The sequence below is a fragment of the Sphingobium sp. TomTYG75 genome, from assembly GCF_054771635.1.
Genome location: NZ_BSRE01000001.1, coordinates 358,394 through 383,863 on the forward strand (window position 1 = coordinate 358,394; position 25,470 = coordinate 383,863).

A 25,470-nucleotide genomic window follows, 5' to 3' on the forward strand; every position below is an offset into this window, starting at 1 on the left:
ATTGGCGGACAGGGAAGTTGTAGTCAGCCATGACGGCGTGGGGCATCGCGCCCGGCTTCGGCAGAAGCTGGCGGAGAGCGGCGGCGATGTGCTGCACGATCATGAGCTTATCGAATATCTGCTGGCCCTTGCCATTCCCCGCCGCGATACCAAGCCGCTCGCGAAGGCGTTGCTGCGTGAATTTGGCGGCATCGGCGGCTTGATGACCGCCGATTGGCAGGCGATCGCGCGCGTCCCCGGCATGGGCGACACCAGCATCGCCGCTGTCAAGATCGTGCATGCCACCCTTCTGCGCATGCTCCGCAATGAGGTGTCACAGCGTCCGGTCCTTGCAAGCTGGCAAGCCCTGCTCGACTATCTGCGTGCCGACATGGCCTATCTCCCAGTGGAGCGCGTTCGCGTGCTTCACCTCAACAGCCGCAACATGCTGATCCGCGACGAACATATGGGCGACGGCTCGATCGACCAGGCCGCCATCTACACACGCGAAGTCATTCGCCGCGCCATCGACCTTGGCTCATCAGCGCTGATCCTGGTGCACAACCACCCAAGCGGTTCTCCCGAACCCAGTCGGCAGGACATTGAAATCACGCGCCAGATCGCAGAGGCGGGCAAGCGCCTCAACATCGCGGTGCATGATCACATCATCATTGGATCGCAGGGACACAGCAGCCTGCGCGCGATGGGGCTATTGTAGGGCCGTCCTTCTTACCCACCGCCAGGAAGGACGTTCCACAGACGTCCTAACCCTCGAACCCCACCGAAAGAAATTCAGGCACAGGTCCGTTCCAGCCCTCATCCGGACCTTCGTCCCGAACATCGGCGCGACGGGGCTTTGAGCCATTATCCTGCTGGCGGGCAGGACGAGGCTCTTCCCGCGGTTCGTCATCCTTGCGCTTGGCGGGCTTGCGCTCCACCTTCCGCTCGCTATTCCGGCGCGGCTCTTCGGCCTTATCCACCTTTGCAGCGGCAGCAGCGGGGGTGTCGATCGTCTCGATCTTCTGCCCGATCAGCTTCTGAATATTATCGATCGCCTCGGCATCTTCCGGGGTCACAAAGGTATAGGCGACACCCGATGCCCCCGCACGCCCGGTACGGCCAATGCGATGGACATAGTCATCGGGATGCCAGGGAGCATCGAAATTGAAGACGTGGCTGACGCCCTTGATATCCAGCCCGCGCGCAGCGACATCGGACGCTACCAGGATATTCACCGATCCCGCCCGGAACCGCTCCAGTTCGGCAATTCGCGAAGACTGGTCGATGTCTCCATGAATCTCGCCCGACTTGAAACCGTAGCGCTGTAGGCTCTTGTTCAGTTCACGAACCGTGGTCTTGCGGTTGCAGAAGATCACCGCGCTCAGCACTTCCTCCTGCTCCAGCATCGCGCGCAGGGCTTCGCGCTTCTTGCGCGAATCAACCTTCACCAGCCTCTGGGTGATGTTGGTGGAGGCAGTGGCGGGCCGCGCCACTTCAATCGACTTGGGATTGCTGAGGAACCGATCCGCCAGCTTCTTGATCGGCGCGGGCATGGTCGCTGAAAACAGCAGTGTCTGCCGCTGCGAGGGCAATTTGGTGCAGATTTCCTCAATGTCCGGGATGAACCCCATGTCCAGCATGCGGTCAGCTTCATCAATGACCAGCATCGAACAGCCGTTCAGCAATATCTTGCCGCGCTGGAACAGGTCCATCAGTCGGCCCGGCGTGGCGATCAGCACATCGACGCCCTTTTCCAGGGCCTTGAGCTGATCGCCCATCTGCACGCCGCCGATCAGCAGCGCCATGTTGAGCTTGTGATATTTCCCGTATTTCTCGAAATTCTCGGCAACCTGCGCCGCCAATTCGCGCGTCGGCTCCAAAATGAGCGAACGCGGCATCAACGCACGGGCCCGGCCATGAGCCAGAATGTCGATCATCGGCAAAACGAAGCTGGCAGTCTTGCCCGTCCCCGTCTGCGCAATGCCGATAATATCCTTCATCATCAGCACGGGGGGGATCGCCTGCGCCTGAATCGGCGTGGGCGTATCGTATCCGGCCTCGTTAACGGCCTTCAACAGTTCATCGGAAAGGCCGAGATCGGCAAAAGTCATTCAATTGTCCGGGACAGAGGCTCTTCCGCAACGCGCTCATGCATCACGGAAATCGCGCGCGCCTTGCGGAAATATTGGTATCTTGTCAAGAAAATCGCGCATCGGAGCGCGTTTCGACAGACGGTTAATCGTCCCCGTCCGCCTCTTCCAATCGCCGGAAACTGTCGATCACGCAACTAAGCCCACTGCGCGCCTGCAATTCATCGCGCCCGGAACAAAGCGACCCATCCTCATCCGGCTCGACATAAAATCCCGAGTAGAAGCCTGTCGAACTGCACCCCCGCTCCAGCCGAGCCCTATAGCGGTGATTATCGGCCAGCAGCAGATCGACGCCATTATCCACAATGACGCTGGCTGACCGGATCGACCGCAAGGCGATGCAGCGCGGCCCCTTCTTTTCCTTCCACGCACGCCCCGCCTGCGGAGCAATGCGCGCGGGCGCTCGTCCCTTTTTCGCCATTGGCACGCGAATGATGATCCGTTGCTCGATCGACATCTGCGCCAATTGCACGGGCTCACTCACGGGCGCGACAAGGAGCAACAGGACGGAATGAAGCAAATCGAACCCCTTTTGGGGCGGCACGCTATGGGCCGGTGGTTGAACCGTCGATGAATTCCGGGGCATAGCATTGCCGTATGATAGGGCAAGACATCATCGACAGGTTCATAGCCTTGCTGGGGCCAAAGAGCGTCGTCACCGATGCGGACGACATCGCTCCCTGGCTCACAGACTGGCGGGGACGTTTTCACGGCGCCGCTGCCGCCATTCTCCAGCCTTCCAGTACGGAGGAAGTTGCCGCGACCGTCGCACTCGCAGCCGATCTTCACGTGCCCCTGGTTCCTCAGGGCGGCAATACCTCAATGGTCGGCGGCGCGACTCCTCCGGATGACGGGTCGGCACTTATCCTGTCGCTGCGCCGGATGAACCGCATCCGCTCCCTTTCTTCCGACGACAATCTCGCAATATGCGAAGCAGGCGTCATCCTCGAAACCCTGCACGATGCTGCGGAGCAAGCCGGGCGCCGCTTCCCGCTCAGCCTCGGCGCGAAGGGATCGGCGACGATCGGCGGCCTGATATCGACTAATGCCGGCGGCACTCAGGTGCTGCGCCATGGCACGATGCGCGCACTTGTCGAGGGGCTGGAGGCAGTCCTCCCCGACGGCACTATCCTGTACGGCCTCGACGCGCTCAAGAAGGACAATCGCGGCTATGACCTCAAACAATTGCTGATCGGCGCGGAAGGAACGCTCGGCATCATCACCGCCGCCTCGCTCCGCCTCGCCCCTGCCATCGCGATCCGCGCAGTCGGCTGGGTGGGCGTCCGCTCGCCCGCCGATGCGCTCGCCCTCCTCCGCCTGAACGAAAGGCAATTGGGTGACAGCGTCGAGGGGTTCGAGATTATTGCTGACGATGGCCTCGGCCATGTCCTGTCCCACATTCCCGGCACCCGCTGCCCGATCGAGACGCGCACGCCCTGGCATGTGCTGATCGAAGTCGATCATGCCGACCTGTCCAGTCCATCTCCGGCCGAGCGCCTTGAAGGAGCGCTGGCGCAAGCACTCGAACAAGGACTCGCTGTCGATGCCACGATCGCCGCCAATGATGCTCAGGCAGCGGCGTTCTGGCGCCTGCGCGAATCGCTTTCCGAAGCGGAGAGGGCGCAAGGACCGGCGCTGCAATTTGACATCAGCGTGCCCGTGGCCCGCATGCCCGCCTTCATGATCGACATGGCCGCGGCGGCCGAACGCACCTTCGCGGGAACCACCGCCTCCTCCTTCGGTCATCTTGGCGATGGCAATGTCCACTTCCATGTTCGCGCGCCCAAGGGAACGACAGACGGCCCCGCCTGGATCGCGGCAGAAGGGAAGTCGATCAACGCCTTCGTCCATGATGCCGTCGTCGCGGCGGGCGGCTCCATTTCGGCGGAACATGGCATCGGCCAGATGAAACGGGCCGAACTCGGCCGCCTTGCCAGTCCTGCCCGGCTACATGCCCTGCGCGCGATCAAGGCTGCGCTTGATCCCCTTGGCCTCATGAACCCGGACAAGCTGATCCCCCGTCCCGAAGAGGGCTAGAGGCAGCGGAGCGGCTCGACAAAGCAATTGCCTCCCACCCACAAGGTCTTTATCGCCCACACCCAGTTTTTAGGAAAGGCAGTGCAGCCAACATGCGCTGCTTCGATAGGATGGAAGAACAGCATCATGGCTAGCGCGCCCGCCAATAATCTCCCCGTGTTTTACAACGACCTGCTGCCGCTCAGCAGCGTCGATCATGCGAGCTATCGCAGCCGCTCGGTGGAGTCCGCGCCTTTCCTCACGAAGCAGCATGCCGTTCCCCTGACCGTCGATGAATTCGTCGCGGCCCAACGGTTCGTGCCGATCATCTTCTCGGCTGGCGACGAAGCGGTGCCGCTGGCGCTGATGGGCCTTAATGAAGGCGTCAACACCTTCCTCGACGATGAAGGCAAGCTGCGCGGTCCCGCCTATGTCCCCGCCTATGTCCGCCGCTATCCCTGGATGCTGGCGAAGCTGCGCCCCGACACCGACGAACTGTCGCTCTGCTTTGATCCCACCAGCGAAGCGGTCGGCGAGTTTGAGGAAGGCCAGCCCCTTTTCGAAGATGGCAAGCCGACCGAACTCACCCAGGGCGTTCTCAAATTCTGCGAGGATTTCGAACAGGCCGCCGCGCGGACTGGCCAGTTCATGAAGGACCTGAAGGAACTGGACCTGCTGATGGACGGCGAAGTCGCCATCCAGGTCCCCGGCAACGATCAGCCTTTCGTCTATCGCGGCTTCCGCATGGTGAACGAGGAAAAGCTGCGTGACATGCGTGGCGATCAACTGCGGAAGATCAGCCAGAACGGCATGCTGCCCCTTATCTACGCGCATCTTTTCTCGCTGCAGCTGATCCGCGAAGTTTTCGAGTCGCAGATCACGCAGGGCAAAGGTCCCATTTCCGTCCCGGCAGCGCCCCAGACCGCCGACGCATGACGCTATAAATTAACCTGCATCAATAATGCGATAGAAAAGGTTTCTGCTCGCCACTTGAAAGTGAGCGGGACCTTCTTTATCTTCCAAACATACGGCGCACCTGCCCCCCTTTCGGGTGTGTCGTATGGGCGCCTCCCCCTTTTGGAGGCGTCTCCTCCCTGAACCTTGGCCACCCCATGTAATACATGGGGTGGTTTTTTATGGGCCGGGCAGGATAAGTGGTTTCGCTTGACGGCGAACCCCTCTCCCCCTAAACGCCACCGCCTGCCAGCCGCCCGAGCGGCAAAGGCCCCTTCGTCTAGCGGTTAGGACGCGGCCCTCTCACGGCTGAAACACGGGTTCGATTCCCGTAGGGGTCACCACTTGCCTATTTGGGCGCAGAATGCTGCGATGCAGCCTTTCTTGACCTCTCGCTGGTGCAGCGAGACGAGAATGGCACAGATGGCACAGCCGGGGCGGCACCCCAAGACAGACGCTTATTACCTCCGCAGACAGATGCCTGAGAACCTGCGCCCTGCCTTCGGCATGTGAGCGGTGCACAAGCAGTCGCTGCGGACCAAGGATTTCGTCCGAGCCGCGCAATTGTTCATCGCCGTCAAAGCGGAATTCGAGCAGCAGACGAGACCGCACGGCAGGGAACGTGGCGCAGATCGGATCCGGTCACGCTTTGAAAGGCCGCGCCCCGGCAAGCTGACAATCTGTGAAATATCTTATGCTAAATGTATCGATCAGACCTTTGAATGTTCCGCGTGATTACCGCGGGATCGTCTTCATTGTTTTACCCTAAGTCCTTTTCAAAGCGGCAATCCCACATAATTTTCCGCGATAGCCGCCTGCGCCGCCCTGGAAGAGGCAATATAGTCCAGCTCGGCAACCTGCATTCGCCGGTCGAACGCATCCATTTCCGGAAAACGGTGCATCAGCCGCGTCAGCTGCCAGGAAAATCGTTCCGCTTTCCAGATCCGCGCCAGCGCCTGCTGGGAATAGCCCGCTATCGCGTCCCCGTCCCCCCGCCGGAACCATCCAGTCAAGGCCGCCGAAAGATAGAATATATCCGACGCCGCGAGGTTCAGCCCCTTCGCTCCCGTCGGCGGCACGATATGCGCGCTGTCCCCCGCCAGCATCAGCCGCCCATATTGCATCGGCTCGAATACGAAGGATCGCAGCGGCGCGATCGACTTTTCCAATGCTGGCCCGCGCACCATCCGCGCACCCGCTTCAGGCCCCAGCCGCACTGCCAGCTCATCCCACAGCCGATCGTCCGGCCAATCCTCGATCCGTTCATCCAGTGACACCTGAATGTAATAGCGGCTGCGCGTCCCCGATCGCATGGACGCCAGCGCAAAGCCGCGCTCATGATTGGCATAGATCAGTTCGTCATCGCACGGTGGCACGTCCGCCAGGATGCCAAGCCAACCGAAGGGATATAGCTTCTCATAGGCGGTCGCTACGCCAGCCGGTATGGCTCGCCGCGAAGGACCGTGAAAGCCGTCGCACCCGCAAATAAATTCAGCATCTATCCGCTCCTGCCGACCATCCTTGCGATAGGTCAGGTACGGCGCGTCGCTGTCAACATCATGCAATGCCACGTCATCCGCTTCGTAGATGATCTCCAGGCCGCGCCCGGCCGCCGCCTCCATCAGGTCGCGGGTCATCTCCGTCTGGCCATATACCATGACCTGCCGTCCGGTCAGGCCCGCGATATCGATGCGGATCGACCTCTCGCCGCTGGCCAGGTGAAAGCCGTCATGGGGCAACCCTTCACGATGCATCCGCTCGCCAAGGCCCAGCCGGTCCATCAAATCCGTCGTGGTCCGCTCCAGCACGCCTGCGCGGATGCGCCCCAGGACATAGCTGGGCGATGCTCGCTCCACCACGATGACCTCCAGCCCCTCTGCCCGCAGCAAATGGCCGAGCAGCAACCCCGCAGGCCCCGCGCCTATGATGGCGACTTGCGTCCTCATGACATCCTCTTCGCAGCTTTCCGACGCCGCGCATGATGCGCCCGATGCTGCTTGCGGGACATGGGCGAACTGGCCTATGACTTGGACGATCCAGCAGCTTTCCGGACGTAGCCATGACCACCCCCGTCCCCAGCTTCTACCTCTATGGAGAACCGCAACGTAGCGTTGCGGAAGGCTTCGTACATGTCGAAAGCCTGGACGACCGCTCCCGCCCCAGCGAGTGGACGATCCAGCCGCATCTCCATCGCGATCTCAACCATATCATCCTCATCGCCGAAGGCGGCGGATCGATGCGGGCGGATGGCGAAAGCGTCACATTTGAAGCGCCCTGCCTGCTGCTGGTGCCGGCCGGGATCATCCACGGCTTTTCCTGGCACCGCGACTCCCGTGGCTGGGTCATCACCATCGCCAACAGCTACCTCCACCACCTGCTGGAGCGTGACGCCGACCTCCAACCGCTCTTCCGCGCACCCCGTGCCATCGCCGTGCCCAGCGCCGCCGAAGTGGAAACCCGCATCGGCGCGCTCGCCCGCGAGCTTGCATGGTCCGGCCCTGCCCAGCGCGCGGCGGTCGAAGCGCTCCTCCTCTGGCTCATGGTCCAGGCGCTGCGCCACGCCGCCCTGTCCGACGCCAGCGCCAGCAGCGGCGGCCGCCAGGCCCGTCTCGTCGCCCGTCTGCGCGATCGGATCGAACAGCGTTTTCGCAAGCGGGAGCCTGTCGCTGCCCACGCCCGCGCGCTGGGCGTCAGCGAAACCGCGCTCCGCCAAGCCTGCGCCCGCGCCGCAGGGCTCTCCCCTGCCGCCATGCTCGACGAGCGCGCCCTGCTCGAAGCCCGCCGCCTGCTCCTTTATTCCAACCTGTCGGTCGCGGAGGTCGGCTATGCCGTGGGTTTTGAGGACCCCGCCTATTTCTCCCGCTTCTTCGCCCGCCACACCGGCCGCTCACCCCGCGACTGGCGCGCTCACCCCAGCTGCTTCTCCAGCTCCCCCAGCACCCGATAGCAATCGAACACCTTCGCCACGCTCGAATTAGGCTCCCGCCCCTCCCCGATGGCGCTCACAAATTCGCGGTCCTGCAACTCGATCCCGTTCATCGACACGTCCACCTTGGACACGTCGATCGGCTCTTCCTTGCCGTTCACCAGGTCATCATAGCGCGCAATATAGGTGCCCGTGTCGCCGATATAGCGAAAGAACGTCCCCAGCGGCCCATCATTGTTGAAGCTCAACGAAAGCGTACAGATCGCCCCGCTCTCGCTCTTCAACTGGATCGACATGTCCATGGCGATGCCAAGCTCGGGATGGATCGGCCCCTGCATCGCATGCGCGTCCACGATCCGCCCCGCCTGATAGGCGAACAGGTCCACCGTATGCGCCGCATGGTGCCACAGCAGATGGTCGGTCCATGACCGCGCCTCACCCTTCGCATTGATATTCTTGCGCCGGAAGAAATAGGTCTGCACATCCATCTGCTGGACGTTGAATGCGCCTGCCTTGACCTGCTGATGCACCCATTGATGGCTCGGGTTGAAGCGCCGCGTATGCCCGACCATGCAGGTCAGCCCCGTTTCCTCCTGCTTGCGCAATACCGCCTGCGCATCGGCCCAACTATCGGCCAGCGGTATCTCAACCTGGACATGCTTGCCCGCGTTCATACAAGCGATCGCCTGTTCCGCATGCATCTGCGTCGGCGTGCAGAGGATCACCGCATCGACATCATCGCGCGCCAAAGTCTCGGCCAGCTCAGTCGTCGCATGCCCGATCCCATATTTTGCCGCGATCGCCTGCGTCGGCTCCAGATTGCGCCCGACCAGCGAGGTGACGATCACGCCATCGATATTCTTCAGGCCATCCAGATGCTTTTCACCAAAAGCCCCCGCACCGGCCAGCGCGATTCTCATACTGTAACTCCTCATCTTACTGGCCGCGCACTCTGGCTATCGCTGCATGAGCGCGCGCATCACAGTCATGAATTGCTGATAGGTCTGCCCCACATTGGCGGCGGACTGACTGTATGCCGGGTTCTGCCGGTCGATATCGACGACCGGCCAATCCGCCTGATGCAACGCCGTCGCCGTGCGGAACTTGCCAAAGGCATCGCGAAACCGGCGGCTATCCTCATCGGACAGGTTCAACTGCGCATCCGCCTGGCACAATCGGTTGATCTGTTCCTGCAACGCCCGCCGAGCCTGCAAATATTGCTTTTCCCAGCCCGGCTCCGCACCGGTGGATAGCTCCCCCAGCTGCTTATGCACCTGCTCCAGCCTGACCAATGCATCCTCGATGTCGGCGCGCGCCATCATCCATCCCTTCGATTGTCGTTATGAATCGTCGGGTTTCAACACCAGATGCCCGACCGCCGTATTGGATGCGGGAACATGATAATGGCGATGCAGCGGCGTGACCTTCTTGCCCAGCGCACCGCGCATGATCAGCCACATCACCATCTCGATCCCCTCCGATCCGGTTTCCCTGAGATATTCGATGTGCGGGATGGCGCGCAACCGCCCATCATCTTCCGCGCTCAACAGGTCCAGGAAGCGATTGTCCCATTCGGCGTTGATCAACCCGGCGCGCGGCCCCTGCAACTGATGGCTCATCCCGCCCGTGCCCCACACCTGCACGTTCAGATCCTCGGGGAAACTTTCCACCGCCCGCGCGATCGCCTCGCCCAGCATCCAGCAGCGATTGCCCGACGGCGGCGGATAGGTGACGACGTTGACGGCCAGAGGAACGACCTTGACCGGCCACTTGTCTGGCTGGTCGAACATCAGGCTCATCGGCACGGTCAGGCCGTGATCGACATCCATCTCATTGATGATGGTCATGTCGAACTCATCCAGGATCAGGCTCTGCGCGATGTGCCAGGCCAGGTCCGCATGCCCCTCCACGTCCGGCACCGGCCGCGGCCCCCATCCCTCGTCGCAAATGCCATAGCGATCCGCACAACCAATCGCGAAGGTCGGAATGATCTTCATGTCGAACGCCGACGCATGGTCATTATAAACCAGTATCACGACATCCGGCTTTTCCTGCGCGATCCATTGCCGCGACCAGTCATATCCGGCGAACAGCGGCGCCCAATAGGGCTCTCCCACCTTCCCATTGTCCATCGCCGCGCCGATCGCCGGCACATGGCTGGTCCCTACGCCAGCGGTAATGCGGGCCATCAACGTTTCTCCCTTATCGAACGCTGGCCTTCTGGTGATCGCCCTCCGGCAATCATCATGGCCTGATACTCTTCCGTGCTCATGCCGGTCATGGTTCCCACCGCCTGCAAAAAGGACATGCCGTCGGTCGAAAACACCTTGGCGAGGAAATAGATATTGCCGCCCAAATCGAGGCAACGATTATAGTCGCGATCCAAAATCGCCTGCCGCTGATCTTCGGTCATCGGCCATTCGTTCAGATAGGCACGCTCGTCCGCCTTCCACCGTTCGCGATTATCGCCTTTCATCAGGCTCATCGCGAACTGGTTCATCCAATAACCCTGCCGCGCGCGCTTTCCGGTATAGACGCGCGTGCCGGGGATATCATCGAATTCGGCCAGATATTCATGGATATCAACGCTCATCGGCGGTTCTCCAGACAAAGAAAAATCCATCTCCCGCCCCGTCCTTCCACAGCAAGGACGGGAGATGGAACCACCCCCCACAGGGATAAATGGGGGGTGTGGAAGCTCACAGGCCGCGCGCCTTCAACTGCGCGTCCAGACGGGGGAAGACACGGCGGGCATTGCCCTCGAATATCGCGTGCCGTTCCGCATCGCTGATATCCAGCGCGTCGACATAGCGCTTGGTGTCATCGAAATAATGGCCGGTCGTCGGATCGATCCCGCGCACCGCACCGACCATTTCCGAACCGAACAGGATATTCTTGTTGTCGATCACATCGGCCAGCAAATCGACGCCCGGCTGATGATAGACGCATGTATCGAAAAAGATGTTGTTCATCAGATGCGTGTCGAGGCTGGGCTTCTTCAGCATGTCCGCCAGCCCCCGATACCGCCCCCAATGATAGGGCACCGCCCCGCCGCCATGCGGAATGATGAAGCGCAGCGTCGGGAAATCCGCGAACAAATCCCCCTCCAGCAACTGCATGAAGGCGATCGTGTCCGCCGCGATATAATAGCCCCCGGTCGCATGCATCGCCGGGTTACAGCTGCCCGACACATGGATCATCGCCGGAACGTCCAGCTCGACCATCTTCTCGTAAAAGGGATACCAGTAACGATCGGTCAGCGGCGGATGCTGGAAATGCCCGCCGCCGGGATCGGGATTGAGGTTGCACCCGATAAAGCCCAACTGCGTGACGCACCGCTCCAGTTCAGCGATGCTGTTGCCCATGTCGGCCTTTGGCGACTGCGGCAGCATGCAAACGCCAGAGAAAGTCTCGGGATACAACCCCACCACCCGCGCGATCAGGTCATTGCACCGCATCGCCCACTCCCGGGCGACCGCCGCATCCCCAACATGCGGCGCCATCGCCGAAGCACGCGGACTGAAAATGGTAAGGTCTGCTCCCCGCTCCTTGATCAGCCGCAACTGGTTGGACTCGATCGTGTCGCGGATCTCATCATCGCTGATGTCCGGATAAGGCGGCGCAGCAACGCCCGCCTCGAACGCCGCCTTCTGCTCTTCCCGCCAGCCATCATGCCCCTTGGGGAGCACGGTATAATGGCCATGGCAGTCGATAATCAGGCTCATTCGTCTCTCAGTCCTTCAATCACAGCATTCACACATCGCCCTCATCGGCCAGTTTCCGTCATCCCAGCGCAGGCTGGCATCTCATGCCTCATTCCGCCCCCACCAAGCTCGTCACCCCGGACTCGACCCGGGGTCCCGCTTCTCCATCCCCGCGCACCCAGCCAGCGAGACCCCGGATCAAGTCCGGGGTGACGAAGGGGGGAAGCGCCCTCGCCTAACTCCCGTCATCCCAGCATCTTCCGTCATCCCAGCGAAAGCTGGGATCTCGTGCCTCCAGGCCGAACCCCGCCCGCCTGAGATCCCAGCCTGCGCTGGGATGACGAAACTCCCTCAAGCCGCAACTGCACTCCCATCTCGGGCCAAACCATCACCCCGCGCCAAAACCACCTCCAGCTTCCCGCTCAACCCATCCGGCACATCCGTCACCCCAAGCGCACCCATCGTCCGCTGCCGCTCCACCACACCACGCGTCATCGCAGCCCCGGTGCCCAGCGCATCCAGCGTCTTCACCACCTCTTCCATCTCGGCAGCGCGGCGCAGCCCGTGAACCAGCATCCGCTCCAGATTATAATCCGCCCGCTCGCCCCAAGGCCGCGCCTTCTCGCTCGCATCCAGCGATGCCAGCACCTCATCACGCACGCCCGCCGCCTCCGCCGCCAGCACGCACTCAGCGGTCAGCGCCTCCAGTCCCTTGACCATCACCGACCGGATCATCTTGATCGCAGACGCACGGCCCACCGCGTCACCAACCGCGCGAACATTGGCAAAGCCCAGCGCCTGCAACCTCGCTGCGGCCTCTTCCGCCGCAGCGCCGCTCAACAGCAACGGGACGGACAGCGCCGCCGGACGAACCGGCGCCATGACGGCCACGTCGACATATCGCCCACCCGCCGCCTCGATCGTCCCCGCCGCTTCCTGCTTCGTCTGCGGCGCCACGCTGTTCATGTCGCAATAGATGGTGCCCGGCGCGATGTACTCCGCCGCCGCATCGGCAACCGCCAATGCCTGATCCGCCGTCACCAGCGAAATCACCAATCCCACGCCGGAAAGCGCATCTTCCAGAAAGCGCGCGCCCAACACATGGGCGTCCGCATAGCTGGCGATCATCGCGTCGCGCGCCGCCGCATCTTCGGTCTTGCTATCGAATACATGCGCCCGCGCGGCCCAGCCCCCTGCCAATGCAAAGGTCGAACCCGCCTCGCCAAATCCGATCAGACCGACTTCCTGCTCCATGCGCCAAGGGATGGCCCATCCCTATCGGCGTCGCCAATCGAATCCCCGGCATCCTCATAAGTTTTTACGAACTTATGCCTTCAACTTCCTGATCGATCGCTGCCATGAAACAGTGTTGCAAACGGGTCGGCCGCCAGTCCGTTCTGGTGGTCAGCCCGATCATGCGGCTGATGGCGCCGGGCGCGGGACCGATGTCGATCACCATCCCGGCGTTCAGCTCCAGCGCCAGTTGATCGACCGACAGCATCGTCAGATAATCGCCGTTCACCAGCAGCTCGCGGATCGTCATCACCGATCCGCATTCGATCGGCACGGCAGGCAATTCGCCGCCCAGCGTCTCCACCATCTCCCGCCACAACTGCCGCAACGGCGTCCCCTCCGGCGGCAATATCCATGGGAAACGCCGCAGAGCATCCGCGTCCCATCCTCCGGCCAGCGGATGCCCGGCCCGCGCCATGATCGTCGGCCGATCCTCGAACAGCGGCTTTTGCACCAGGTCCTGCCCGACCGACGCATCACGCAGCGCGCCGATCATCATGTCCACCTCGCCGTCGCGCAGCGGGCCGACCAGTTCGGCATGCGATCCTTCATGGACGCTGATATGCACCTGCGGGAACTCGCGCCGGAACCGGCTGATCACGCGGGGCAGCAGCCTTGCGCGCGACAGCGGCATTGCGCCCACCACGACCCGCCCGCTCTCCTGCCCTTTCAGCGCCTCGATCTCTTCCAGCCCCGACCGCAATTCCGCCAGCGCCAGCCGCAACCGCCGCGCCAGCGCTGCCCCCGCATTTGTCAGCGCCACGCCCCGCCCGCGCCGCTCCGCCAGCCTGTATCCCATCGCGAGGCCAAGGTCGCCCACCGCCCGGTGCAGCGACGGCTCCGTCACGCCTGCCTCGGCCGCCGCCGCCGCATAGCTCCCCGCCCGCGCCAGCGCGACAAAGGCCCGGATCTGCGCCGCCGTCGCCCGGTTGCTACCAATCAGCCGCAACGCCGCCTCCAGCCGGGGGGCAAGCCTTGTCGCGGCTTCCGTCGGCGTCATGCCGCCCGGATGCCGCTCGAACAGAGGTAGGCCCAGCTGCGCCTCCAGCTTGGCGATCCCCTGCGTCACCGCAGGCTGCGTCAGATTGACGGCACGCGCCGCCAGGCTGACCGTCCCCTGCGCGACCACGGCGGCGACGGCGGACAGGTGACGGATATTGAACTGATCAGGTGCCATCACGAACACTTAGCAAAAACTAATGCCAACGACACAGTTTAAATTTGAGCAACCCGTTTCTTTTCGCCACTTCCTTCATGCTTTCGCCAAAGGAGCAAATCGCATGTCCGGCATCGTCGTCCAGAATATCGACCGGGCGGACCTTTCGATCATCGACGCCCTCGCCCATTGCGGCGTCGCCACCGTCCACGAATCCCAGGGCCGCACCGGACTCCTCGCGCCGTACATGCGCCCGATCTATCCCGGCGCCCGCATTGCCGGCAGCGCCGTCACCATTTCCGCCCCTCCCGGCGACAACTGGATGATTCACGTCGCGATCGAACAGCTCCGCGAAGGCGACATCCTCCTCCTCGCGCCCACCAGCCCCTGCACCGACGGCTATTTCGGCGATCTCCTGGCAACCTCAGCCCAGGCGCGCGGCTGTCGCGGCCTCGTCATCGACGCAGGCGTGCGCGACGTCCGCGACCTCACGCAAATGAACTTCCCCGTCTGGTCGAAGGCAGTCCATGCCCAGGGCACGATAAAGGCGACGCTCGGCAGCGTGAACATCCCCGTCGTCTGCGCCAACGCCCTCGTCAATCCCGGTGACATCATCATCGCCGACGATGACGGCGTCTGCATCGTCCCACGCGCCAACGCCGCCGCTGTCCTCGAAAAGGCCCAGGCCCGCGAAGCCGCCGAAGAAGCCAAGCGTGTTCGCCTGGCTGCTGGCGAACTCGGTCTCGACATCTACAACATGCGGCCGCGCCTTGAAGAAATGGGCCTCAAATATGTCTGACTCCGCCCGTGTCATGTGGATGCGCGGCGGCACGTCAAAGGGCGGCTATTTCCTCGCCAAAGACTTGCCCGCCGACCCCGCCATTCGCGACAGCTTCCTTCTGCGCATCATGGGTTCACCCGATCCCCGTCAGATCGACGGCATGGGCGGCGCCGACCCGCTGACGAGCAAGGTTGCCGTGGTCAAAAAGTCGGCGCGGCCCGGCGTGGATATCGACTATCTCTTTCTCCAGGTCTTCGTTGATCAAGCCATCGTCACCGACGCGCAGAATTGCGGCAACATTCTCGCTGGCGTTGGCCCCTTCGCTATCGAGCGCGGCCTCGTCGAGGCACGGGATGGGGAGACCCGCGTCGCCATCTACATGGAAAATACCGGCCAGACCGCGATCGCGACCGTGCAAACCCCGAGCCGTATCGTCCGCTATGACGGCGACGCGAAGATCGACGGAGTCCCCGGCACCGCTGCCCCTATCCCGCTGGAATTCCGCGACACCGCCGGTTCTTCCTGCGGCGCTTTGCTCCCAACCGGCAATGTCTTTGACGAGATCGAAGGCGTTCGCGTCACCCTGATCGACAACGGAATGCCTTGCGTCGTCATGAAGGCGCAGGACTTGGGCATAACCTGCTATGAAGATCGCGACGCGTTGGACAAGGACACCGCCCTGAAGGATCGCATCGAGAAAATCCGTCTCGCCGTTGGAGAGCGCATGAACCTTGGCAATGTAAAGGAAAAGTCGGTGCCCAAGATGATGCTGGTAGCACCCCCGCGCCACGGCGGCGCGATCACCGTGCGCAGCTTCATTCCCCATCGCGCCCACGCCTCCATCGGCGTGCTGGGCGCAGTCAGCGTCGCCACCGCCTGCCTCATTGAAGGCACGCCAGCGGCAGAGCTTGCCGCCATTCCCGATGGCAGGATCAAAAGCCTTTCGGTAGAGCATCCCACGGGCGAAACCACCTGCGTCATGGAACTGGACGATCAGGGCAAAGTCGTTAGCGCCGCCTTGCTGCGCACCGCCCGAAAGCTGATGGACGGAGAGATTTTTGCATGACGGATCGTGTTGTTAGCTGGCACTCCACTCCGTCAGCCCCCGGTTTCAGGCCACCCCCGGGCGCGGTCGATGCGCATTGCCATGTCTTTGGACCAATGGCGCGGTTTCCATTCAGTCCCAAGGCGAAATATCTTCCAGAGGACGCGGGGCCGGATATGCTCTTCGCGCTTCGGGACCGGCTGGGATTCTCCCGCAACGTCATCGTCCAGGCGAGTTGTCACGGAACGGATAATGCCGCGACTTTGGACGCCATAGCGCAGTCAAACGGCAAGGCGCGCGGCGTCGCAGTGGTTGACCCGGAAATCAGCGACGCAGAACTTGAAACGCTGCACGAAGGCGGCATTCGCGGAGTACGGTTCAACTTCCTCAAGCGCCTCGTCGATGACGCGCCGAAGGACAAGTTCCTCGAAGTCGCTCGCCGCATCCAGCCGCTTGGGTGGCATGTCGTCGTCTATTTTGAACCCGACCTTCTGGAAGAACTGCGCCCTTTCCTGGACGCCATTCCCACCCTCATCGTCATCGATCATATGGGCCGTCCGGACGTTACCCAAGGACCGGACGGCATCGACATGCGCGCTTTTCGCGCCCTGCTCGACAGCAGGGACGACATCTGGACCAAGGTCACATGTCCCGATCGGTTAGACCCGCAAGGCCCCCCGTGGGACGATTTCGCAAGGACCGTCGCCCCTCTGGTCACGGATTATCCGACCCGCGTGCTTTGGGGCACCGATTGGCCGCACCCGAACATGGAAAAGGCAATTCCCGACGACGGCGCGCTGGTCGATATGATCCCGCGCATCGCGCCCACCGCCAGCCTCCAGCATAGTCTGCTCGTCGCCAATCCCACCCGGCTTTACTGGCCCGAGAAAATGGCTGACGATTAGTTTACAGTCGAAATGCTCGATCGGAGCCGGTTCTCGAAATCGCAGTTTTCATCCATGAAAGTCCCCATGCGCCCCCCCCTTACGGCGCTGCTTCCTAGTCCCAACTTTTGTGCTCTCCTGTCCGCGCAAGCCCGGACGCGCCGATCTATCCTGACAGCGAAAAACGGCCCGACGACGGGCTGAAATAATGCGGAGAGGCAGATGTTCCTTAAGAATTGCTGGTATGTAGCCGCCTGGAGCAGCGAGATCGGGCGCACCCTGCTGGAACGTCAGATCTGCAATGAATCGATCGTCTTCTACCGCGCGGAAAATGGCGATCCGGTCGCTCTCGGCAATGTCTGCCCGCACCGCTTTGCCCCGCTAAGCGCCGGAAAGCTGATCGGCGATGATGTCCAGTGCGGCTATCATGGCTTCCGTTTCGGGACGTCGGGCGGCTGCACGCGAACGCCGCTGATCGACGGCGTCATCCCGGCGAAGATGCGGGTGAAGCGCTATGCCGTGGTTGAACGCTATGACATGATCTGGCTGTGGCTCGGCGATGCGGATCATGCCGACGAAAGCACGATCCCCGATTTTTCCTGCAACAATCACCCGTCCTTCCGCCGGATCGAAGGCATGATGGAGGTCGCGGCCAACTATGAGCTGATCAGCGACAACCTGCTCGACCTGACCCATGCCGAATTTGTGCATGAGGGCGTTTTGAACAGCGAGGCGCTGACCCGCAGCAAGTTGGAAACACTCCAAAGCGGCACCACGGTCTGGTCCAATCGCTGGGCGCATGACGGCGCGGCACCGCCCGCCTGGGCCGCCGCTTTCGACCATTATGCCGAGAATGTCGATCACTGGGCCTATATGCGCTGGGACCCGCCGGGCAACCTGCTGCTCGACGTCGGCGTAACCCCGGTGGGCAAGACGCGAGATGAGGGCGTCTGGCTCTATGGGTGCGACCTGTTGACGCCCAAGGATGCGACCTCCAGCTGGTATTTCTGGTCCTTCGCCCGCAACTACAAGGTGGACGATCCGTCGGTCGACGAGATGTGGCGCGCCGCGATCGAGATCGCCTTCGTCGGGCAGGACAAGCCGATCCTGGAAGAACAGCAGCGCATGATGGGGACCCGGACGCTCGATGAGATGGGACCGGTCATGGCGTCAGCCGACGTCGCAGCAACCCGTGCCCGCCGGATCATGAAGAAGCTGATCGCCGACGAGGCGCAAGGCGCCCTGCCGCAGCCAGGCGCGGAATCGCCGCTCGACCTGCTGAGGCGAAAGGCTGGCACGCGACTGCCGGTCGAACCTGTGGTCTGAGGCAGGTCATGGCAAAGCTGGCCGACGGGCTGACGCTCGAAATCACCGGACGCATGCTGCTGGCTCCGGATATCGTGCAGATCGACCTCGCGCGGGCTGACGGCGGCGATATGCCGCCCTTCGCGGCAGGGGCACATATTGACGTCGTGGTGGATGAAGGATTGGTGCGGCAATATTCGCTGTGCAACAACCCGGTCGAGCGACACCGCTACCAGATCGCGGTGCTGCGCGAACGGCAATCCCGCGGCGGATCGGCTCTGGTGCATGACGCCTTCCATCCGGGACGGCAGGTAAATGTGGGCACGCCGCGCAACCTGTTCGCGCTGGCCGAAGGAGGTAGCCGCCACATATTGATCGGCGGCGGCATCGGCATCACGCCGATCATGTCCATGGCAGCGGCACTGGCGAGCGAAGGGAAGTCTTTCGACTTGCATTATTGCTGCCGGAACCCGGAGAACGCCGCCTTCGGCAGCGCCGTGGACGCGGCGGGCGGACGCATCTATTTCAGTCGGCATGACGGATCGCCTCGCTTCGATCCGGCGGCGGCGCTTGGGTCCCCCGGCGCAGACACCCATGTTTATGTGTGCGGCCCGGCAAGCTTCATGAACGCCGTGCGGGACGAGGCTCAGCGGCTTGGCTGGGCGGATGCCAGCATCCATCGCGAACTGTTCGAAGCCGCCGAACCGCTGGTACAAGCAGGCGACAAGCCCTTCGATGTGCGCATTGCTAGCACGGGCGCGACCTTTACGATCGCACCCGGCACGTCGGTTGCCAGCATTCTGGCCGATGCGGGGGTCGACGTGCCGATCAGTTGCGAACAAGGCGTGTGCGGCACCTGCGTCACCGGCGTGCTGGAAGGGGTGCCGGATCATCGGGACAGCTATCTGACCGACGAGGAACGGGACGAAGGAAAGCTCTTCACCCCCTGCTGCTCGCGGGCGCTATCGCCTCTGTTGCTTCTCGACCTTTGAACTAACGTCCTTGTGGCGCACGCCCGCCTTTCCCGCTATCGTCGCGACCGAACGCGCGATCGACGGCGCGGGAAGGAGACGGACTGCGGGTGAATGGCCCCGGCTATCACGTATCGACCGCCGCGTTGGACGGCGCGCCCGCCTTTGACCATTGGCACGGGCAGGTGCAGGCGCATGTGACGCCCATCGACATTCGCGTGCCGGATCGCACTACATTCCGCGGCGAGTTGCGGCAGCAGCATATCGGCGACGTGCAATTCTCCGTCATCAACGCGACCAGCCAGGAAGGCGTGCACGACGCCAGCGGACGCCACGGCGCCTCGCCGCGCTTCGACCTTGTCTATATGCGCAGCGGCGGCATCACCCTGCGCCAGAACGGGCGCGAAGCCACGCTGGGCGCGGGCGAGGCCCTGTTGTTCAGCCATCTCGATAATTTCAGCTTTGTCACATCGGCGTTTTCGGAAGCCTATCTGGTCGCCCTGCCCAGCGCCTGGATCGAACGCTGGCTCGCCGATCCCTATGCCTGCACCATCCGCCCGCTGATCGGATCATCGCCCTGGGGCGCCGCGATCGACGGGCTGTTGCACAGCGTCGCCCATGCCGTGGAGGAAGGACGGCCCTTGCCCGCTCACTTGATCGCTGACCAGCTTGGCGGCTGCCTGGCGCTGATGTGCGATGGGATGGCGGGCGAGGAAACCACACATCGCCGCCGCCTGATGCACCAGATCCGACGGACGCTGACCAGCGGCTTCGCGGACCCGGACCTGACGCCCGCGACCATCGCCGCGCAGCACGGGATCTCAGTCCGCTATCTCCACAGCCTTTTCGCCGCGACGGGCAGCAGCGTCGGGCGCGAACTGCGCACGATCCGCTTGGGCCGCGTCCGCGCGATGCTGGAGGACAGGGCGTGCCGCAGCCTGACCGTCAGCGAGATCGCTTATGCGTGCGGCTTCAATGATCCGGGCTATCTCGCCCGCTGTTTCGCACAAGAATTTGGGCGTTCGCCGACGTCTTTTCGGAAGGACGGTTAGGGGCTCAGCTTCTTTCCGTGTAAATTACATCACCGTTCGCCGTGAGCCTGTCGAAGGCAGACGGTCTTCTGTGGATGGCTCCCGCGTTGCAAGCGTAAAGTGATGACTGGCATTCCGTCAGGTGCAGTCGTCTGTCCGGCCTGTTGATGCAGTCGGTGTAGACTGCTGGCCCTGATGGTGTCCGCGAACAAGGTCCTATCGGTTTTGCCATCACATCCTTCGCTCTCACAACCTTGTGAAGCTGATCTCCTCAGCTAAGTTCTTGATCTATGCTGCCGCCAGCATAGGCGCATGCCAGCGTTCGAACACGCCGCCGCGCGCCATGACCGCCCATGCGATCCGCGCCATTTTGTTGGCAATGGCGACCGAGGCGACGCGCGCGGGCTTTCTGGCGAGCAGAGCGACGAAACGCGGATCGACCGTGCCGGGTTTCTCCTTGGCGTATCGGATCAGCGCGGTTGCGCCGACGACCAGGAGCTACCGCAGATATCTGTCGCCCATCTTGGTAATGCGCCCCAACCGTTCCTTGCCGCCACTCGAACTCTGCTGCGGGGTCAGCCCCAGCCAGGCGGCGAACTGACGCCCTGACGAGAACTGGCCTCGATCAGTCAACGACGCGGCAATCGCGGTCGCGCCGATCGGTCCGATACCACGGATCGTCGCTAGGCGCCGCGACCTGTCGTCGCTCCGTTCCAGAGCGGCGAGACGCAGGTCAAGCTTGCGCAACTGGACATGAATCTGGAGCAGTTGCCCGGCCAGCATGCCGACGACGTTCGCGGCTTCGGCTGGCAAGTCGAACTCGGACTCGCCGTCAACGATCTGTCGCGCCATCTGCAGTGCCTTCACGATCCCGACCGGGATGGCGATACCCAGCTCGGCGAGCACGCTGCGCATCATGTTGACCAGTTGTGTGCGCTGCTTGATCAACAGCTGGCGCACGCGGTGCAGCGACAACGCCGCCTGCTGCTCGCGCGACTTGATGGGTACAAACCGCATTGTCTGGCGTGTGACCGCTTCGCAGATCGCCTCGGCGTCGGCGGCATCGTTCTTGCCGCGCTTTACATAAGGCTTCACGTACACCGCCGGCATCAGCCGCACCTCGTGACCCAGCCTAGTCAGTTCGCGCGCGCAGTGATGCGACGTCCCGCAGGCCTCTACGCCTACCAAGCAAGACGGCAACTTCTGGAAGACGGCAGCATCTGGGATCGCCGCAGCGCCTTGCGAATGACGACCTCACCGGTCGCGCTGATACCGTGAACCTGAAAAACGTTCTTGGCCAAATCCAGGCCGATCATGCTAATCTCCATGGCGGGTGGCTCGGGTTGCATGACAGCAAACCCATCTTGGCACCTAGATGCCGTGAGCGGGAGCCATCCACCTCATCCACCTGCGGAAGGCGCCTGGGCAAGATGGACATTATCTAAGCCCGCTTCGCCTCGTGTGAAGTGGAGCGGAACTGCCCGGACAGAGCGTGATAAAGTTTTTGGCGACAAATCATGGTGCTGACGGCATCCGCGATCAACGCCGTCGCGAACAAGGGTAAAATCATGGTCCGGTCGGCCGTCATCTCCATCATGATGATCACAGCAGTCATCGGCGCCCGAACAACACCCGTAAAATATCCAACCATACCAAGCAGTACCACGGCGCCTGAAGGGCTGTTGGGGAAAACGGAGGAAATCAACTGACCAAGACCAGCTCCGACCGACAGCGACGGGGCAAATATGCCGCCAGGAGCGCTACTGAGCGCTGTAGCAAGGGTGGAGATAAACTTCGCCGGGCCAAAGCTCATGGTCGAACCGTGGCCAACGAGGAGAAGTTTGGTGGTTTCATAGCCGGTGCCCCATGTAAGGCCATTCGTGACGCAGCCCGTGATGGCGACGACTAGCCCACATCCCGCCGCGAACATGACGGGGCGAGACCGAATACGGATCAGCACTGGGTGGCGCGGCCATGTAGCCGCGATAAGAATGCGGGAGAAAATACCGCCGAAAAAGCCTCCAAGCACTCCCGCTATCGGCGCAATGAGAAGCATAGCCCGGAGCGGCAGATTTCCGTTCATCGCCCCGAAATACACATAGTCTCCCGCCAGACCGAGGCTCACCAATCCCGAGATCATCACTGCGGCCATCACCATAAGGGCCACTTTCTGCTCAAACGCAGATGCCAGCTCCTCGATCGCAAACGCAACCCCGGCAAGCGGGGTGTTGAAAGCTGCCGCCACGCCTGCCGCGCCCCCCGCGATAATGATACCGCTCGAGACGGGCACCCGAAGCCAGCGATGAACCGCGACCATGAGTGCCGCGCTGATTTGTACGGTTGGACCTTCGCGTCCTGCCGATCCACCGACGAGTAACATGCTGATCGTGCCGCATAACTTGGCCCCAGCCGTCTTCAGCGACAACAAGTCCCCCCCTGCATGCAGGTCTGGGTTATGACTGGCAGCCATCACCTGCGGGATGCCAGACCCGCGAGCAGCTGGAAAGAAGCGCAGCGTGGCATAGGCGACTGCCGCGAAGACCAAGGGCGTGACGATGAGAGGCGCATAGCGCGAGATCGTCACCACTTGCAGAAAAATATTCTGAGAAACCTCACCCATCCGAGCAAAAACAATAGCCGCCAGACCGAGTATGATGGCGCCTGCAACGGCAGCCAACCGGCTATGGACGGCAGCGATATGTTTGCCGGTCAGTGGGATACGAATAAGCTGGCGCATGGTTTGGAAATTATCTGGAATGTAGAAATCATATGCCCCCGGAGACGCCTCCCCTGCTGCGAAGCGCGCAGTTCGGCCGTGAACATCCACCTCATAAACGTCAAAGCCATGAATTGGCTTGGAATAAGGGGGGCGTGGAAGTGAACTTCGCCGATTCTGCGCCAACGAGGAAAAATGCGGCTACTTTTTGAATCGTCCAAAGGCCATTCTACGCCTTGGGATCTTACGCCCAGAGGATTCCAATCCATCGACATGGATTATCCCTTAACGGAACGTAGGCTCATTGGAACGGGAAATTGACCACGGAGCGGCAACAAATGGTCGAAAGCCTACCCTCCTCATTTCGTCATGCCAGCGCATGCTGGCATCTCGGTCGATGGCGCTCGACCTCGCTCACGAGATCCCAGCTTGCCGCTGGGATGACGGAGAAAGGACAGCTGTACGGGACCGAAACCATGCCACCGCTCGAACATGAAACATCTTAGGCCATCGATCATTACATAAGCCGTGCCATCCACAGCCATTCGCGAATTTCACTATAACGCGGCCGAACACCGGCTGGACGTCCAGTTCATCAGCGGAAAGCGTTACAGCTATTTCGATGTGCCGGAAAATCTGGCTGGAGAGATGGCCAAAGCGACCTCGAAGGGCGGCTTTTTCAACCACCACATCCGCGACCGCTTTCCCTTCATTCGACAGTGACGGACTTCGCCAGATTGCGCGGCTGATCGACATCGGTCCCCTTTGCCACCGCCACATGATAGGCCAGCAACTGCACCGGCACGGCATAGACCATCGGTGCGATCAGTGGGTGAACCTTGGGCATGGTGATCGTAGCGATGCAGCCCTCGCCCGCCGCCTTCACGCCGTCATAGTCGGAAATTAGCACCACCTTGCCGCCGCGCGCCTGCACTTCCTGCATGTTGCTGACGGTCTTCTCGAACAGCGGCCCACTCGGCGCCAGAACGATTACCGGCACCTTGTCATCGATCAGCGCGATCGGTCCATGCTTCATCTCGCCGGCCGCATAGCCTTCGGCATGGATATAGCTGATTTCCTTGAGCTTCAGCGCCCCTTCCAGCGCCAGCGGATAATCCGGCCCCCGGCCCAGATAGAGCACGTCCCGCGCGCCCGCGATCAGGTGCGCCATGCCCTCGATCGACTCATCATAAGCCAGCGCGCCGTTGAGAGCCGCAGGGGCTTCGGCGAGGTGACGGACGAGTTCCTTCTCCGCCTTGGCATCTAGCCGCCCCTTGGCTCGCGCAAGATTCGCCGCGAACGCCGCCAGCACCGCCAGCTGGCACGTAAAGGCCTTGGTCGACGCGACACCGATTTCCGGACCCGCATGGGTCGGCAGCAGCAAGTCAGCCTCCCGCGCCATGGTGCTGGTGGGCACATTGACGACCGCCGCGATCTTCTGCCCCTCGCTACGGGCATGGCGGAGAGCGGCCAGCGTATCGGCCGTCTCGCCCGATTGGCTGATGACGATCATCAACCCGCCATCTTCCATCACCGGAGCGCGGTAGCGGAACTCGCTCGCCACATCGATATCGACGGGCACGCGGGCAAATTGCTCCACCCAATATTTGGCGACCATCCCGGCATAATAGCTGGTGCCGCACGCAACGATCGTAACGCGGCGGATCGCGCCCAGGTCGAAATCCGGAATGGGCAGCGACACCCGGTCTTCCATCCGCTGGAGATAGGATTTCAGCGTCTGGGCGACGACCACCGGCTGCTCGTAGATCTCCTTGAGCATATAGTGGCGGTGATTGCCCTTGGAGATCAACTCGCCCGTCACCCCGGAAATGGTGATCGGCCGCTCGACAGGATTGTTGTCCTTGTCGAAAATCTCCGCGCCCTCTGCGGTGATGACGACCCAGTCGCCCTCCTCCAGATAGGCAATGCGCTGCGTCAGCGGCGCCAGCGCCAGCGCGTCGGAACCCAGATAGGTCTCACCCTCGCCATAGCCCACAACCAACGGCGAACCGAGCCGCGCGCCGATCAGCATGTCGGGATGACTGCGGAACAGGATGGCCAGCGCAAAGGCGCCATGCAGGCGGGGCAGCACTTGCGCCACCGCGTCCTTCGGCGAAGCGCCCTGCTCCACCAACTCGCTCACCAGATGCGCGACAACTTCCGTATCCGTTTCGCTATCGAAACGACGTCCGCGGCTGGTCAGTTCCTCCCGCAGCGGCTTGAAATTCTCGATGATCCCATTGTGCACCAACGCCACTTCCTTCGTGGCATGCGGATGCGCATTGCTCGTCGTCGGCGCCCCATGCGTCGCCCAGCGGGTATGTGCGATCCCGGTCGTCCCCGGCAGCGGATTATTCGCCAATTCCTTCACGAGATTGGCGAGCTTCCCCTCAGCCCGCCGCCGCTCGATCGCGCCCTCATAAACGGTCGCGACCCCCGCGCTGTCATAGCCGCGATATTCCAGGCGCCTCAGCCCATCGACCAAACGCTCCGCCACATCGTCCTTACCGATGATCCCGATGATACCGCACATGAATCCTGAGCCTCAAAGCTATGCAA

The 25,470-nt window shown here is 62.2% G+C and carries 23 protein-coding genes, 1 tRNA gene and 1 pseudogene; 12 read left to right on the forward strand and 13 right to left on the reverse strand.

Translation table 11 applies throughout. The features are described 5' to 3' along the window. Position 1: 1 nt before the first annotated feature. The gene (gene radC, locus ACYU81_RS01745) at positions 2 to 697 is read left to right on the forward strand and encodes a RadC family protein (RefSeq protein WP_460986075.1); all 696 of its coding nucleotides are present in this window, start codon (positions 2 to 4) and stop codon (positions 695 to 697) included. Positions 698 to 743: 46 nt separating this feature from the next. Here radC and ACYU81_RS01750 read toward each other — a convergent pair whose 3' ends face one another. Together ACYU81_RS01750 and ACYU81_RS01755 are read right to left on the reverse strand one after the other, a co-directional pair. After that, entirely contained in the window at positions 744 to 2,090 is a 1,347-nt protein-coding gene (locus ACYU81_RS01750; protein WP_460986076.1) for a DEAD/DEAH box helicase, read from the reverse strand. A 124-nt stretch (positions 2,091 to 2,214) separates the two neighbouring features. Next, positions 2,215 to 2,649, reverse strand: coding sequence for a hypothetical protein (locus ACYU81_RS01755; protein ID WP_449473298.1), 435 nt, complete (start codon positions 2,647 to 2,649; stop codon positions 2,215 to 2,217). A gap of 77 nt (positions 2,650 to 2,726) precedes the next feature. Between ACYU81_RS01755 and ACYU81_RS01760 the strand changes: the two genes are divergently transcribed. The 3 genes from ACYU81_RS01760 to ACYU81_RS01770 all read left to right on the forward strand — a co-directional run bounded on the left by ACYU81_RS01760 (position 2,727) and on the right by ACYU81_RS01770 (position 5,443). After that, entirely contained in the window at positions 2,727 to 4,166 is a 1,440-nt protein-coding gene (locus ACYU81_RS01760; RefSeq protein WP_460986077.1) for an FAD-binding oxidoreductase, read from the forward strand. A gap of 126 nt (positions 4,167 to 4,292) precedes the next feature. Next, positions 4,293 to 5,081, forward strand: coding sequence for a SapC family protein (locus tag ACYU81_RS01765; RefSeq protein WP_449473299.1), 789 nt, complete (start codon positions 4,293 to 4,295; stop codon positions 5,079 to 5,081). 287 nt (positions 5,082 to 5,368) lie between these two features. Further along, positions 5,369 to 5,443, forward strand: a tRNA-Glu gene (locus tag ACYU81_RS01770). Between the two features lie 432 nt (positions 5,444 to 5,875). Here the strand turns inward: ACYU81_RS01770 and pobA are convergent. Then, a complete protein-coding gene (pobA, locus tag ACYU81_RS01775; RefSeq protein ID WP_460986078.1) occupies positions 5,876 to 7,045 on the reverse strand; it encodes a 4-hydroxybenzoate 3-monooxygenase in 1,170 nt (389 codons plus the stop codon). Positions 7,046 to 7,158: 113 nt separating this feature from the next. Here pobA and ACYU81_RS01780 point away from each other — a divergent pair, with 113 nt between their 5' ends. After that, a complete protein-coding gene (locus ACYU81_RS01780; RefSeq protein ID WP_460986079.1) occupies positions 7,159 to 8,046 on the forward strand; it encodes a helix-turn-helix domain-containing protein in 888 nt (295 codons plus the stop codon). On the opposite strand, the gene ACYU81_RS01785 is transcribed toward ACYU81_RS01780, so the two are convergent. The 7 genes from ACYU81_RS01785 to ACYU81_RS01815 form a co-directional block, all read right to left on the reverse strand. After that, a complete protein-coding gene (locus tag ACYU81_RS01785) occupies positions 8,007 to 8,945 on the reverse strand; it encodes a Gfo/Idh/MocA family oxidoreductase (protein WP_460986080.1) in 939 nt (312 codons plus the stop codon). The genes ACYU81_RS01780 and ACYU81_RS01785 overlap by 40 nt on opposite strands. A 36-nt stretch (positions 8,946 to 8,981) precedes the next feature. Beyond that, a complete protein-coding gene (locus ACYU81_RS01790) occupies positions 8,982 to 9,344 on the reverse strand; it encodes a hypothetical protein (RefSeq protein ID WP_460986081.1) in 363 nt (120 codons plus the stop codon). 21 nt (positions 9,345 to 9,365) lie between these two features. Next, entirely contained in the window at positions 9,366 to 10,214 is an 849-nt protein-coding gene (locus ACYU81_RS01795; RefSeq protein WP_460986082.1) for a class III extradiol dioxygenase subunit beta, read from the reverse strand. Next, complete coding sequence (gene ligA, locus ACYU81_RS01800; protein ID WP_404954720.1) at positions 10,214 to 10,618, reverse strand: protocatechuate 4,5-dioxygenase subunit alpha; 405 nt, start codon at positions 10,616 to 10,618, stop codon at positions 10,214 to 10,216. Before ligA ends, ACYU81_RS01795 begins: the two co-directional genes overlap by 1 nt. Before the next feature lie 106 nt (positions 10,619 to 10,724). Further along, the gene (locus ACYU81_RS01805) at positions 10,725 to 11,750 is read right to left on the reverse strand and encodes an amidohydrolase family protein (protein WP_460986083.1); all 1,026 of its coding nucleotides are present in this window, start codon (positions 11,748 to 11,750) and stop codon (positions 10,725 to 10,727) included. 330 nt (positions 11,751 to 12,080) lie between these two features. Beyond that, entirely contained in the window at positions 12,081 to 12,983 is a 903-nt protein-coding gene (locus ACYU81_RS01810) for an NAD(P)-dependent oxidoreductase (protein WP_460986084.1), read from the reverse strand. A 64-nt stretch (positions 12,984 to 13,047) separates the two neighbouring features. Beyond that, positions 13,048 to 14,199 (reverse strand): LysR substrate-binding domain-containing protein, encoded by a 1,152-nt coding sequence (locus ACYU81_RS01815; protein WP_460986085.1) that lies wholly within the window; start codon positions 14,197 to 14,199, stop codon positions 13,048 to 13,050. Positions 14,200 to 14,302: 103 nt separating this feature from the next. On the opposite strand from ACYU81_RS01815, the gene ligK reads away from it, so the two are divergent. From ligK to ACYU81_RS01845, 6 genes are all read left to right on the forward strand, one after another. After that, a complete protein-coding gene (gene ligK / locus ACYU81_RS01820; protein WP_460986086.1) occupies positions 14,303 to 14,977 on the forward strand; it encodes a 4-carboxy-4-hydroxy-2-oxoadipate aldolase/oxaloacetate decarboxylase in 675 nt (224 codons plus the stop codon). Continuing rightward, positions 14,970 to 16,025: a 4-oxalomesaconate tautomerase gene (locus ACYU81_RS01825; protein WP_460986087.1), complete on the forward strand. Its 1,056-nt coding sequence runs from the start codon at positions 14,970 to 14,972 to the stop codon at positions 16,023 to 16,025. Before ligK ends, ACYU81_RS01825 begins: the two co-directional genes overlap by 8 nt. Next, positions 16,022 to 16,909 (forward strand): amidohydrolase family protein, encoded by an 888-nt coding sequence (locus ACYU81_RS01830; protein WP_460986088.1) that lies wholly within the window; start codon positions 16,022 to 16,024, stop codon positions 16,907 to 16,909. Before ACYU81_RS01825 ends, ACYU81_RS01830 begins: the two co-directional genes overlap by 4 nt. A gap of 201 nt (positions 16,910 to 17,110) precedes the next feature. Beyond that, the gene (locus ACYU81_RS01835; RefSeq protein WP_460986089.1) at positions 17,111 to 18,214 is read left to right on the forward strand and encodes a Rieske 2Fe-2S domain-containing protein; all 1,104 of its coding nucleotides are present in this window, start codon (positions 17,111 to 17,113) and stop codon (positions 18,212 to 18,214) included. Between the two features lie 8 nt (positions 18,215 to 18,222). After that, positions 18,223 to 19,185, forward strand: coding sequence for a PDR/VanB family oxidoreductase (locus ACYU81_RS01840; RefSeq protein ID WP_460986090.1), 963 nt, complete (start codon positions 18,223 to 18,225; stop codon positions 19,183 to 19,185). A gap of 89 nt (positions 19,186 to 19,274) precedes the next feature. Further along, positions 19,275 to 20,216 carry a helix-turn-helix domain-containing protein gene (locus ACYU81_RS01845; protein ID WP_460986091.1) on the forward strand — a complete coding sequence of 314 codons (942 nt, stop codon included), beginning with the start codon at positions 19,275 to 19,277 and terminating at the stop codon, positions 20,214 to 20,216. Between the two features lie 267 nt (positions 20,217 to 20,483). Here the strand turns inward: ACYU81_RS01845 and ACYU81_RS01850 are convergent. Continuing rightward, a pseudogene (locus ACYU81_RS01850) lies at positions 20,484 to 21,523 on the reverse strand (IS110 family RNA-guided transposase). A 113-nt stretch (positions 21,524 to 21,636) separates the two neighbouring features. Then, positions 21,637 to 22,932 (reverse strand): chloride channel protein, encoded by a 1,296-nt coding sequence (locus ACYU81_RS01855; protein WP_460988091.1) that lies wholly within the window; start codon positions 22,930 to 22,932, stop codon positions 21,637 to 21,639. Positions 22,933 to 23,439: 507 nt separating this feature from the next. On the opposite strand from ACYU81_RS01855, the gene ACYU81_RS01860 reads away from it, so the two are divergent. Beyond that, positions 23,440 to 23,634 carry a KTSC domain-containing protein gene (locus ACYU81_RS01860; protein ID WP_460986092.1) on the forward strand — a complete coding sequence of 65 codons (195 nt, stop codon included), beginning with the start codon at positions 23,440 to 23,442 and terminating at the stop codon, positions 23,632 to 23,634. Here ACYU81_RS01860 and glmS read toward each other — a convergent pair. Then, positions 23,621 to 25,444: a glutamine--fructose-6-phosphate transaminase (isomerizing) gene (glmS, locus tag ACYU81_RS01865; RefSeq protein WP_449473326.1), complete on the reverse strand. Its 1,824-nt coding sequence runs from the start codon at positions 25,442 to 25,444 to the stop codon at positions 23,621 to 23,623. The genes ACYU81_RS01860 and glmS overlap by 14 nt on opposite strands. Between the last annotated feature and the right edge of the window lie 26 nt (positions 25,445 to 25,470).